The sequence below is a fragment of the Streptomyces globisporus C-1027 genome (assembly GCF_000261345.2).
Classification (GTDB): Bacteria; Actinomycetota; Actinomycetes; order Streptomycetales; family Streptomycetaceae; genus Streptomyces; species Streptomyces pakalii.
Genome location: NZ_CP013738.1, coordinates 6040156 through 6052367, shown reverse-complemented (window position 1 = coordinate 6052367; position 12212 = coordinate 6040156). Strand labels below are relative to the sequence as shown.

Annotated in this window: 11 protein-coding genes; 3 read left to right on the top strand and 8 right to left on the bottom strand. The window is 72.9% G+C overall.

The genetic code is table 11. The annotated features are described in order from the left end of the window. The first annotated feature begins 69 nt into the window (after positions 1 to 69). From WQO_RS26725 to WQO_RS26715, 3 genes are all read left to right on the top strand, one after another. Positions 70 to 4755, top strand: a complete 4686-nt coding sequence (locus WQO_RS26725; RefSeq protein ID WP_010063514.1) for an Lhr family ATP-dependent helicase — start codon at positions 70 to 72, stop codon at positions 4753 to 4755. Positions 4756 to 4917: 162 nt separating this feature from the next. Beyond that, positions 4918 to 5787 carry an Fpg/Nei family DNA glycosylase gene (locus WQO_RS26720; RefSeq protein ID WP_010063515.1) on the top strand — a complete coding sequence of 290 codons (870 nt, stop codon included), beginning with the start codon at positions 4918 to 4920 and terminating at the stop codon, positions 5785 to 5787. Between the two features lie 36 nt (positions 5788 to 5823). Beyond that, positions 5824 to 6588, top strand: a complete 765-nt coding sequence (locus WQO_RS26715) for an SDR family NAD(P)-dependent oxidoreductase (protein ID WP_029182612.1) — start codon at positions 5824 to 5826, stop codon at positions 6586 to 6588. On the opposite strand, the gene WQO_RS36950 is transcribed toward WQO_RS26715, so the two are convergent. The 8 genes from WQO_RS36950 to WQO_RS26680 form a co-directional block, all read right to left on the bottom strand. After that, the gene (locus WQO_RS36950) at positions 6536 to 6793 is read right to left on the bottom strand and encodes a hypothetical protein (RefSeq protein ID WP_079055599.1); all 258 of its coding nucleotides are present in this window, start codon (positions 6791 to 6793) and stop codon (positions 6536 to 6538) included. The two genes, WQO_RS26715 and WQO_RS36950, sit on opposite strands and share 53 nt — an antisense overlap. A 172-nt stretch (positions 6794 to 6965) precedes the next feature. Beyond that, positions 6966 to 7157 (bottom strand): CsbD family protein, encoded by a 192-nt coding sequence (locus WQO_RS26710; RefSeq protein WP_010063517.1) that lies wholly within the window; start codon positions 7155 to 7157, stop codon positions 6966 to 6968. A 55-nt stretch (positions 7158 to 7212) separates the two neighbouring features. Continuing rightward, on the bottom strand, positions 7213 to 7683 hold the full coding sequence (locus tag WQO_RS26705; protein ID WP_010063518.1) for a Dps family protein: 471 nt from the start codon (positions 7681 to 7683) through the stop codon (positions 7213 to 7215). Positions 7684 to 7884: 201 nt separating this feature from the next. After that, entirely contained in the window at positions 7885 to 8268 is a 384-nt protein-coding gene (locus WQO_RS26700; RefSeq protein ID WP_003965837.1) for a helix-turn-helix domain-containing protein, read from the bottom strand. A 109-nt stretch (positions 8269 to 8377) separates the two neighbouring features. Beyond that, the gene (locus WQO_RS26695; protein ID WP_010063519.1) at positions 8378 to 8887 is read right to left on the bottom strand and encodes a CinA family protein; all 510 of its coding nucleotides are present in this window, start codon (positions 8885 to 8887) and stop codon (positions 8378 to 8380) included. Beyond that, positions 8884 to 9762 (bottom strand): CDP-diacylglycerol--glycerol-3-phosphate 3-phosphatidyltransferase, encoded by an 879-nt coding sequence (pgsA, locus tag WQO_RS26690; RefSeq protein WP_010063520.1) that lies wholly within the window; start codon positions 9760 to 9762, stop codon positions 8884 to 8886. Before pgsA ends, WQO_RS26695 begins: the two co-directional genes overlap by 4 nt. Then, the gene (rimO, locus tag WQO_RS26685) at positions 9759 to 11240 is read right to left on the bottom strand and encodes a 30S ribosomal protein S12 methylthiotransferase RimO (RefSeq protein ID WP_029182613.1); all 1482 of its coding nucleotides are present in this window, start codon (positions 11238 to 11240) and stop codon (positions 9759 to 9761) included. The genes pgsA and rimO overlap by 4 nt, the downstream gene beginning before the upstream one ends. A 164-nt stretch (positions 11241 to 11404) precedes the next feature. Beyond that, the gene (locus tag WQO_RS26680) at positions 11405 to 12208 is read right to left on the bottom strand and encodes a helix-turn-helix domain-containing protein (RefSeq protein ID WP_010063525.1); all 804 of its coding nucleotides are present in this window, start codon (positions 12206 to 12208) and stop codon (positions 11405 to 11407) included. Positions 12209 to 12212: the final 4 nt, after the last annotated feature.

Sequence of the window (12212 nt, the reverse complement as noted above, 5' to 3'; positions counted from 1 at the left end):
CCGGCCGAGCGGGCCACCGCGTGCGGTGTCACCGGCTCGTTGTCAGTGGCGGGGTGCACGATGGGGGACATGACCGGATCAGCGCTCGACGCGTTCTCGCCGGCGACCCGCAGTTGGTTCGCCGGAGCCTTCAGCGCGCCCACCGCCGCGCAGGAGGGCGCCTGGCGGGCCATCGGCGAGGGCAGTGACGTCCTGGTGGTCGCGCCGACCGGTTCCGGCAAGACGCTGGCCGCGTTCCTCGCCTCGCTGGACCGGCTGGCCGCCGAGCCGCCGCCCGCCGACGCCAAGAAGCGCTGCCGTGTGCTGTACGTGTCTCCGCTGAAGGCCCTGGCGGTCGACGTCGAGCGCAATCTCCGCTCGCCGCTGACCGGCATCCGCCAGGAGTCGGTGCGCCTGGGCCTGCCGGAGCCCGAGGTGCGCGTCGGTATCCGCTCCGGGGACACCCCGCCGGCCGAGCGGCGCTCCATGGTGACCCGGCCGCCGGACATCCTGATCACCACGCCCGAATCGCTGTTCCTGATGCTGACGTCCTCCGCCCGGGACGCGCTGGCGGGCGTCGAGACGGTGATCCTCGACGAGGTGCACGCGGTCGCCGGGACGAAGCGGGGCGCCCACCTCGCCCTCTCCCTGGAGCGACTCGACGAGCTGCTGGCCCGTCCCGCCCGGCGCATCGGCCTGTCCGCGACGGTCCGGCCGGTCGACGAGGTGGCCCGCTTCCTGTCGCCGCAGCGCAAGGTGGAGATCGTCCAGCCCCGGTCCACCAAGGAGTTCGACCTCTCGGTCGTCGTCCCGGTCGAGGATCTGGGCGAGCTCGGCGGCTCCCCCGCCACCGACGGGGACTCCGGCCAGGCGGACAAGCCCTCGATCTGGCCGCATGTCGAGGAGCGCATCGCCGATCTCGTCCAGTCGCACCGCTCCACCATCGTCTTCGCCAACTCCCGGCGGCTCGCGGAGCGCCTGTGCAACCGGCTCAACGAGATCGCCTACGAACGGGTGACCGGCACCGCCTTCGACCCCGACGACCCGGCCCCCGCACTGCCGGAGGCGCACGCCCCCGCCGAGATCATGGCCCAGTCCGGGGCGGGCAAGGGGGCCCCCGCCCTGCTGGCGCGCGCGCACCACGGCTCGGTCTCCAAGGAGCAGCGCGCCCAGGTCGAGGAGGACCTCAAGGCGGGCCGGCTGCCCGCCGTGGTGGCCACCTCCAGCCTGGAGCTGGGCATCGACATGGGCGCGGTCGACCTGGTGGTCCAGGTGGAGTCCCCGCCCTCCGTCGCCTCCGGGCTGCAGCGGGTGGGCCGGGCCGGACACCAGGTGGGCGCGGTCTCGACCGGAGTGGTCTTCCCGAAGTACCGGGGCGACCTGGTGCAGGCCGCCGTGGTCACCGAGCGGATGCGCGAAGGGGCCATCGAGGCGCTGCGCATCCCGGCCAATCCGCTGGACGTCCTGGCGCAGCAGCTGGTCGCCATGGTGGCCCTGGACAGCTGGCAGGCCGACGACCTGCTGGCCCTGGTGCGGCGGGCCGCCCCGTTCGCCTCACTGCCCGAGTCGGCGTTCACCGCCGTCCTCGACATGCTCGCCGGGCGCTATCCCTCCGACGCCTTCGCGGAGCTGCGCCCCCGGGTGGTGTGGGACCGCGTGGGGGGTGCGGTCACGGGCCGCCCCGGCGCGCAGCGGCTCGCCGTCACCTCGGGCGGCACGATTCCGGACCGCGGTCTCTTCGGGGTCTTCCTGGCCGGGGCCGACCCCAAGAAGGGCGGCGGCCGGGTCGGTGAGCTGGACGAGGAGATGGTCTACGAGTCCCGCGTCGGCGACGTCTTCACCCTGGGCACGACGTCCTGGCGGATCGAGGACATCACCCGGGACCGGGTCCTCGTCTCACCCGCCCCGGGCGTTCCGGGGAGGCTGCCGTTCTGGAAGGGCGACCAGCTGGGGCGCCCGCTGGAGCTCGGCCGCGCCCTGGGGGCGTTCCTCCGTGAGATCGGCGGCCTGTCCGAGGAGGACGCCCGGCTGCGGCTGCTCGCCGCCGGACTCGACGCCTGGGCGGCGGACAACATCCTGGCCTATCTGGACGAGCAGCGCCGGGCCTGCGGCCATGTGCCGGACGACCGGACCATCCTGGTCGAGCGGTTCCGGGACGAGCTGGGCGACTGGCGGGTCGTCGTGCACTCCCCCTTCGGCGCCCAGGTGCACGCCCCCTGGGCACTCGCCCTCTCCGCCCGCCTCGGTGAGCGCTACGGCATGGACGCCCAGGTCATGCACGCCGACGACGGGATCGTGCTGCGACTGCCCGACGCGGACATGATGGGTCTGGATCTGCTCGACTTCGACCCTCCGGGGTCCTCCGACGCCGGGAAGGACGACCCCCCGCCCGGAGTCCCGGCGTACGACAGCGACCAGCCGCCGGTGGCGGCGGCCGACGTCGTCTTCGACCAGGGCGAGGTCCAGCAGATCGTCACCGACCAGGTGGGCGGATCGGCCCTGTTCGCCGCCCGGTTCCGGGAGTGCGCCGCGCGCGCCCTGCTGCTGCCGCGGCGCTCCCCCGGCAAGCGCACCCCGCTCTGGCAGCAGCGCCAGCGGGCCTCCCAGCTGCTCCAGGTCGCCTCCGAATTCGGCTCCTTCCCGATCGTTCTGGAAGCCGTCCGCGAATGCCTCCAGGACGTCTTCGACGTCCCCGGGCTCACGGAACTGATGGGTGATCTGGAGGCGCGCCGGGTCCGACTGGTCGAGGTGACCACCCAGGAGCCCTCGCCCTTCGCCCGCTCGCTCCTCTTCGGTTATGTGGCCCAGTTCCTGTACGAGGGCGACTCACCGCTCGCCGAACGGCGCGCCGCCGCCCTCTCCCTGGATTCCCATCTCCTGGCGGAGCTGCTGGGCCAGGCGGAGCTGCGCGAGCTGCTCGACCCCGAGGTCCTCACCGAGCTGGAGCGGGAGTTGCAGTGGCTCACCGAGGACCGGCGCGTCAAGGACGTCGAAGGGGTCGCCGACCTGCTGCGCGTGCTCGGACCGCTGACCGACGCCGAGCTGGCCGAGCGGGGCGCCGAGCCGTCCTGGGCGCCGGAGCTGGCGACGGCCCGCCGGGCAATCCAGGTCCGGATCGCCGGCGCCGGCCACTGGGCGGCCATCGAGGACGCGGGCCGGCTGCGCGACGCCCTGGGCACCGCGCTGCCCGTCGGCGTTCCCGAGGCGTTCACCGAGCCGGTGAAGGACCCGCTCGGCGACCTCCTCGCCCGGTACGCACGGACCCACGGCCCGTTCACCGCCGCCCGGGCCGCCGAGCGCTTCGGGCTCGGCACGGCCGTCACCGACGGCGCGCTGCAACGCCTCTCGGCCTCCGGCAGGACCGTCCAGGGCGAGTTCCACCCGGCGGGCATCGGCCAGGAATGGTGCGACGCCACGGTGCTGCGCCGGCTCCGCCGCCGGTCGCTGGCGGCGCTCCGCCAGGAGCTGGAGCCGGTGCCGCCCGCGGCCCTGGCCTCCTTCCTCCCCCAGTGGCAGCACTTCGGCTCCCACCGGCTGCGGGGCATCGACGGGCTGGCCCGCGCCGTCGAGCAGCTCCAGGGGGCGCCCGTGCCCGCGTCGGCGCTGGAGAAGCTGATCCTGCCGAGCCGGGTCCTCGGCTACACCCCGGCGATGCTCGACGAGCTCACGACCACGGGCGAGGCCGTCTGGGCCGGGGCGGGGGCGCTGCCCGGCAAGGACGGCTGGGTCTCCCTCTACCTCGCCGACAGCGCACCGCTGCTCCTGCCTCCCCCGCACCCGCTGGAGCTGTCGGCGCTCCACGAGTCCGTGCTCACCACACTCTCCGGCGGATACGGCCTCTTCTTCCGCCAGATCGCCGACCAGGTCCGGGCCACCACCCACCCGGACTGCACGGACCAGAAGCTGGCCGACGCCCTGTGGGATCTGGCCTGGTCCGGGCGGCTCACCAACGACACCCTGGCCCCGCTGCGCTCGCTCCTGGGCTCCGGGCGGACGGCGGGCTCCACCGCCCACCGCTCCCGGCGCAGCGTCCCGCGCGGGCGTTACGGCTCGCTCACCGCCGCCGCCAGGACCGCGTCCCGGACCGGCCCGCCGACCGTGTCGGGCCGCTGGTCCCTGCTGCCCCCGGTCGAGCCTGAGCGGACCCACCGCGCCCACGCCCTGGCCCGGACCCTCCTCGACCGGCACGGCGTGGTGACCCGCGGCGCGGTGCAGGCCGAGGGGGTGGAGGGCGGCTTCTCCGCGACGTACCGCGTCCTGGCCGCCTTCGAGGACAGCGGGCAGGCCCGGCGCGGCTATGTGGTCGAGGGTCTGGGAGCCGCCCAGTTCGCGATGGACGGGGCGGTCGACCGGCTGCGGGCGGCCTCCACAGCTCGTGACCGCCGGGATCCGGACACCGCGCCCGAGGCCCTGGTGCTCGCCGCGGCCGACCCGGCCAACGCGTACGGCGCGGCGCTGCCCTGGCCGGAGTCCCCGGACGGCGCCGGACACAAACCGGGCCGCAAGGCGGGGGCACTCGTAGTCCTCGTCGACGGCGAACTGACGCTCTACATGGAGCGCGGCGGCAAGACCCTCCTGGCCTGGCCGTCCGACCCCGAGGCCCCGGCCCTGCGCGCGGCGGCCGAGGCCCTGGCCGCCTCGGCCCGCGCCGGAGCCCTGGGCACGGTGACGGTGGAGCGGACGAACGGCGTCTCCTCCCTCACCTCGCCCCTGGGCCGGACGCTGGAGGCGGCCGGCTTCCTCGCCACCCCGAGAGGCCTGCGCCTGCGGGCCTGACCCGCACCGGCACGCCACCTGAGCCCCGGGCCGGCGCCCCACCGAGGACCGGCACGCCCGAGCCACGGACCGGCACGCCACCCGAGTTCCGGACCCGCGCCCGCGGCCGGTCGGCGGACCCGGGTCGACGCGCGGGCGGCCCCGCGCGCCCATGATGGAGGCATGCCCGAAGGAGATACCGTCCTGCAGACCGCCACCCGGTTGCACGCGGCGCTGGCGGGGCAGGTGCTGACCCGGTCGGACCTGCGCGTCCCCCGCTTCGCCACCGCCGACCTCACCGGCCGGACCGTCCTGGACGTCACCGCGCGCGGCAAGCACCTGCTGACCCGGATCGAGGGAGGCCTGACCCTGCACAGCCACCTCCGGATGGACGGGGCCTGGCGGGTGTTCGCCCCGCACGAGCGCTGGCGGGGCGGCCCCGGCCACCAGATCCGGGCGATCCTCGGCAACACCGAGCACACCGCCGTCGGCTACCGGCTCCCCGTGCTGGAACTGCTGCGCACCGACGAGGAGGACCGGGCCGTGGGGCATCTGGGGCCGGATCTGCTGGGCCCCGACTGGGACCCCGGCCTCGCCCTGGACCGGCTGCTCGCCGCACCGGACCGCCCCCTCGGGGAAGCGCTCCTGGACCAGCGCAATCTGGCGGGCATCGGCAACGTCTACAAGTGCGAGCTCTGCTTTCTCGCCCGCGTCACCCCGTGGCTCCCCGTGGGCGCCCTCCCCGACGGCGTACTCCCGCGGCTCGTCACCCTCGCCGAGCGCCTGCTGCACGCCAACCGCGACCGCCCCACCCGCACGACGACGATCATCTCCGAACTCCGCACCCCGCCGAATCGGGACCTCGCCCCCAGGCCGGCCCCGGACACCGGCCGCCCCCGGCCACGCCCACCCCACCGCGTCCAGGAGCGGTTGTTCGTCTACGGGCGGGCCCGCAGGCCCTGTCTGCGCTGCGGCACCCCGATCCGCCTCGCCGACCAGGACGACCGGCCCACCTACTGGTGCCCCCGCTGCCAATCGGGACCGACCCCCTAGTTGACGACCCGTCAGATACGGTCGTACGGTCCGGTCATGGCTCTCTCCGCGTACGACCTCACGGGCCGCGCCGCGTTCGTCACCGGTGCGGCGAGTGGCATCGGGCGGGCGAGCGCCCTGCTGCTCGCGGAGGCCGGGGCCCTGGTGCACTGTGCGGACCGCGACGAGACCGGCCTACGCCGGACGTACGACCTCATCGCCGGCGCGGGCGGCAGCGCCCGGACCCACCCCCTGGACGTCACCGAACGCGACCGGGTGCGTGCCGCGGTCGCCGACGCGGGGCATCTCGACATCCTGGTCGCCGCGGCCGGGATCATGCACACCAGCAGCGTGCTGGAGACGGCGGACGAGGACCTGGACCGCGTGCTGGCGGCCAATTTCAAGGGGGTGCTGTACGCCTGCCAGGAAGTGGCCCGCTCCATGACGGCCCGCTCCGCCCCCGGCTCGCTGATCACCATGGCGTCGGGCGCCGTGGACTCCGCGAGCGCGGGCCTGCTCTGCTACAGCGTCGCGAAGGCCGCCGTGGTGCAGCTCACGAAAACCCTGGCCACGGAGCTGGGGCCGCACGCCATCCGGGTGAACGCCGTCGCGCCCGGCTGGATCCGTACGCCGATGACCGACCGGCACGATGCCGCCGGGCAGCACCGGGCGGAGACGACGATGGCCCGGATCTCCCCGCTCGGCCGGGTCGGCGAGCCCGAGGACGTCGCCCATACCGTTCTGCACCTGGCCTCGGACGCCTCGGCCTTCATGACCGGCCAGATCCTCCGGCAGAACGGCGGCGTCGCCATGCCCTGGTGAGCCGCCCAGGAGCGGCGCCCGGGCCCTTCGGCGAGGCCAACGGCTCCACGGACGCGACATGAACCGGCAGCAGGCTCAGCCCCCAGCCGCCCGCCGCCACCGCCCCCTCCACCAGCCCCGCCTGGTCCGGACGCAGCACCAGCCGGAGCACCGCCCACCACCACAGCCCGCCGAGAACCAGCGCCGGCACCCATCGCCGTATCAAGGTTGCCTCCTGCGGCCGGGGTCCTTTCCGGCAGTTTCCCCTGGCAGCGACGGCCGTGCATCCAGAACGTCCGGCCGAAGAGCCACCCCACAGGAGAGGACCCGAGCACACAGGAGTGCCCCCGCCGAAACGGCGGGGGCACGGAAAACCCTGGGCGGCCCGGGCCGCGGGACTACTTGTCGTCGTCCCGGCCGAGGGAGTCCTTGACGCCCTTGGCACGCTCACCGAGCCCGTCAGCCGCGTCCTTGACGCCGCCCTTGGTCTGGTCGGCCTTGCCCTCGGCCTCCTTGCGGCGGTCGCCGGTCAGCTTGCCGACCGCTTCCTTGCCCTTGCCCTTCAGCTTGTCCATGGCTCCGTCGCTCATGATGTCGCTCCTTCGTTCGTCAGACGTATCGCGGTCGCCGGTCGGCGCAGGCGGGTCAGGCGCTCTCGGCCTGGAACATCCAGGCGTGCTTCTCCAGCTCCGCCGTCAGCGCGATCAGCAGGTCCTGGGTCACCGGGTCCGGCTCGTCGGTCGCCTCGATGCGCTCCCGCATCCGGCCGATGACCACGCCGAGCCCGTCGACCAGGATCTTCACCGCGTCGGTGTCCTTGATCCAGCCCTCGGGCACGGACGCGATGGCCGTCTCCTTGGCCACGGTGCCGACGCGCCCGTCCGGGTTGACCCCGACCGCCGAGGCGCGCTCGGCCACCGTGTCGGAGTGCTGCCGGGCCGTGGCGACGACGTCGTCGAGCTGAAGGTGCACGGAGCGGAAGCGCGGACCGACCACGTTCCAATGGACCTGCTTGGCCACCAGGGAGAGGTCGACGAGGTCGACCAGGGCGCCCTGGAGCGCCGTTCCCACGACCTTGAGGTCACCCTCGGACAACGTGCTCTTGACCACAGACATGCGCGCTACTCCCATCCGTCAGCCACTTCACTGACCGTTTCGGTGCATCACCCACGATGGCACATATAAAGCAAAACGGTCATGTGGGCCTTGTCCTTCGTGTGCCCACTGGCTCCCGGCTCACACACCCGTCACGCAAAAGTCCCGGCCGACCCCGGTAGGGGCCGACCGGGACTCCGGTCGAGCTCAGTGCCGCGTGGATCAGGCGGCGACGACGTCCACCGCTTCCGCGGGCGCCTTGATGGTCACGCGTCCCGACGGCACACCTGCGACCGAGGAGACGGAGACGGAATTGAGCATGGGACGAACCGGTACTGGGACCGGATCACTGGCAGCTGCCGACTCGGCCAGCTCCGCGAGCGAGAGCTCGTCGCTCACCTCTCGCATGAGCTCGGACATCCGTACGTCAAGCGCGTCGCAAATCGCGGAGAGCAGCTCGGAGGATGCCTCCTTCTGCCCCCGCTCCACCTCGGAGAGATAACCGAGCGAGACCCGGGCGGACGAGGAGACTTCGCGCAGAGTACGGCCTTGGCGCTGGCGCTGCCGACGCAGCACGTCACCCAGCAGGCGACGGAGCAGAATCATCGGTGGCTCCCTCCTCGGACCGCGTAGCCGCATCCTTCACGCCCTACCGTACCGCCTTGTGCTGCGGCCGTGCGGGGAGCGATGTCGTGTTCACTCAGGGCTGCAAACATCAATTCCCCCCGTGTTGTTCCGTATCCTGTGCCCGCGCATTCTCACCGAGTTCGCTCGCGAGCAGTTCGAGGACGCTTCGCACACTCTCACTACGGATATCCGCCCTCTCCCCATTCAACCGCAGAGCCGTCACTTTCTCGACGCCGGAGGGTCCGGCGACGGCCACGTAGACGGTGCCGACGGGCTGCCCGTCCTGGGGTTCCGGCCCCGCGACCCCCGTGGTGGAAACGCCCCAGTCCGCGTCGAGCGCCCGGCGCACACCGGCCGCCATCTGCAGCGCGACCTCGGGGTCCACGGCCCCGCGCTCCGCCAGAAGGGTCGCGTCGACGCCCAGGACATCCCGCTTCAGAGGGGTGGCATAGGCCGTCACCGAGCCCCGGAAGGACCGCGAGGCTCCGGGTACGGAGGTCAGGTCGGCGGCGACCAGGCCGCCGGTCAGCGATTCCGCGACGGCGAGCGTCTCGCCCCGCGCCCCGAGAAGCCGGAGCACCCGGGCAGCGGCTGTCACCGCTCGGCCTCCGCGGCGTCGCGCGCCTCGGCCGTACCGCGTACGTCCGTCACTCCACCGCGTGCGTCGGTGACACCACCGCGTACGTCCGTCGCACCGGCCACGGCGCCGGCGGCGGAGCCCGCGCCGACCGCGCCCTCCGCTGTGCCCCCGATCGTGCCCCCGACCGTGGTCCCGGCCGCGGCCTGCAGGGCCTCCGTGGCCCTTGCCGCCCGCTCGGCCGCTGCGGCGCGCTCCGCCGCGAGGCCCTTGCGGCGCAGGACGACGGCCTGGCGTACGTAATCGAGACCGGTCACGACCGTCAGCACGACGGCAACCATCATCATCCAGAAGCGCAAGGTCGCCAGGGGTCCGGTGAGCGCCAGGACATACATCCCGACCGCCGTGCCCTGCGCGAGCGTCTTCAGCTTGCCGCCCCGGCTGGCCGGGATCACGGCATGCCGGATCACCCAGAACCGCATCAGCGTGATGCCCAGCTCACGCGCGATGATCACGCCGGTGATCCACCACGGCAGATCGCCGAGGACGGAGAGCGAGACCAGCGCCGCGCCCATGATCGCCTTGTCGGCGATCGGGTCGGCGATCTTCCCGAAGTCCGTGACCAGGTTGTACGTCCGCGCCAGATGGCCGTCGAACAGGTCGGTGATCATGGCGATGGCGAAGGCCGCCCAGGCGAACGAGCGCCAGGCCGGGTCGTAGCCGCCGTTGTGGAACAGCAGCAGGACGAAGCCGGGCACGAGCAGCAGACGCACCATGGTCAGGATATTGGCGATGTTCCACAGGCTGGCCTGGTTGACGGCCGCAGTCCCCAGCTTGCCGCCGCGGACCGGCTTCGCGCCGGAGCCGCCTGCCGCGGATGCCGGGACTCCCGTCATCTGGCTGCCTCCGCAAGCTCGTGGTGTTCGGCCACCAGGTCGACGCCCTCGGTGCCCACTGCCTTTGCCTCGACCATACGGCCCGGCACGAGTCCCTCGCGTGTGGTGAAGACCACCTGGCCGTCCGTTTCGGGGGCCTGGTGGGCCGCGCGCCCGATCGCGACCTCGCCGTCCTCGTCCGACTCGATGGACTCCACGAGCACCTGAAGGGTCTCGCCGACGCGCTCCTCGGCCCGCTGCGAGGTCAGCTCCTCGGCCAGCTGGGAGATGTGGGCAAGGCGCTCCGCGATGACGTCGGCGTCCAGCTTGTTCTCGTAGCCGACCGCCTCGGTGCCCTCCTCGTCGGAGTAGCCGAAGACACCGATCGCGTCCAGGCGGGCGCCGGTGAGGAAGCGTTCCAGCTCGGCGAGGTCCGCCTCGGTCTCGCCGGGGAAGCCGACGATGAAGTTGGAGCGGGCGCCTGCCTCGGGGGCCTTGCTCCGGATGGTGTCCAGGAGCTCCAGGAAGCGGTCGGTGTCGCCGAAGCGGCGCATCGTGCGCAGCACGCTCGGGGAGGAGTGCTGGAAGGAGAGGTCGAAGTACGGGGCGACCTTCGGCGTCGAGGTGAGGACGTCGATGAGGCCGGGGCGCATCTCGGCGGGCTGGAGGTAGCTGACCCGGATCCGCTCGATGCCGTCCACGTCGGCCAGCTCGGGCAGCAGGGTCTCCAGGAGGCGGATGTCGCCGAGGTCCTTGCCGTAGGAGGTGTTGTTCTCGGAGACGAGCATGACCTCCTTGACGCCCTGCTCGGCCAGCCAGCGGGTCTCCTGGAGCACGTCCGAGGGCCGCCGCGAGATGAAGGAGCCGCGGAAGGAGGGGATGGCGCAGAAGGAGCAGCGGCGGTCGCAGCCGGAGGCGAGCTTGACCGAGGCGACGGGGCTGGTGCCGAGTCGGCGGCGCAGCGGTGCCCGCGGGCCGGAGACCGGGGCGACGCCTTCGGGGAGGTCCTCGGGGGCCGGGGCGGGCGTCTCCTGGGCGTGGCCGGGCAGCGCCACGGCGGCGTCCTGCCGCTCGGCGGGGCTGATCGGCAGCAGCTTGCGGCGGTCGCGCGGGGTGTGCGAGGCGTGGATGCCGCCGTTGAGGATGGTCTGAAGCCGGTCGGAGATGTCGGCGTAGTCGTCGAATCCGAGGACGCCGTCCGCCTCCGGCAGGGCCTCGGCGAGGTCCTTGCCGTAGCGCTCGGCCATGCAGCCGACGGCGACGACGGCCTGGGTGCGGCCGTGGTCCTTCAGATCGTTGGCTTCGAGCAGGGCGTCGACGGAGTCCTTCTTGGCGGCTTCGACGAACCCACAGGTGTTGACGACTGCGACATCCGCGTCCGAGGCGTCCTCGACGAGGTCCCAGCCGTCCGCTGCCAAGCGGCCTGCAAGCTCCTCCGAGTCCACCTCGTTACGGGCGCAGCCAAGAGTGACAAGGGCGACGGTACGGCGTTCGGGCATGGACTCAAGACTACTTTGTCCCGGCGACCGCCCTGCCGTGCAGGGTTGCCTGCCCCCGTCATCGTTACTCCCCGTAGCAGCCGGGCGGGGCCGGGAACGCCGACGGGCGCCCGGCACGAGGCCGGGCGCCCGTCGGGACGCGGCAGGGGAAACGAAGCGGCGGGTCAGCCGGCCTCGGGGTCACCCTTGGTGTAGGAGAGCCGCTCGACCTGGCCGGGACCGAAGCGGTCCTCGACCTGCTTGCCGTTGACGAAGAGGTCGATCGCCCCGGCATTGCCCAGGACGAGGTCGATGCGCTCCTTGTCCTGGAAGGTCTTGGACTCGCCTTGGAGCAGCAGCCCGTCGAAGAGCCGCCGTCCGTTGTGGTCCTTGACCGAGACCCAGCTCTTGTCCCGGTCCGCACTGAGCTTGACCGTCACCTTGTCCCGGGGGGCGGCGGCGATGGCGCTCTCGGAGGGCACGGGCTTGGGGTCGGAGGGCTTGGTGGCGGTGGGCTTGGCCGCGGTCTTGTCGGGCTTCGATCCCTCCGCGACCTGGGCGGTGCTGGAGGGTTCGTCCTCGCCGCCGCTGAAGAGCGTGAAGCCGACGAACCCGACGACGGCGACGATGGCCGCGACCATGGCGGCGGTCCAGTTGGGCCGCCGGGGTTCGGAGCGGATGCGTTCCGCTTCGAACAACGGCGCCGCGGTGGTCGGGGCGGGACGGCCACCGTGATCGGCGTCGTACTCCTCGACCAGCGGTTCCGGATCGAGACCGACGGCACGGGCGAGCGTGCGGATGTGGCCGCGGGCGTAGACGTCGCCGCCGCAGCGGGAGAAGTCGTCCTGCTCGATCGCGTGCACGATGGGGATGCGCACCCGGGTGGAGCTGCTGACTTCCTCGACCGTCAGGCCTGCGGCGATGCGGGCCTGCTGAAGGGCACGACCGATCGAAGGCCGGTCGTCTTCGGGGGAGTTGCCGATGGACACGGGG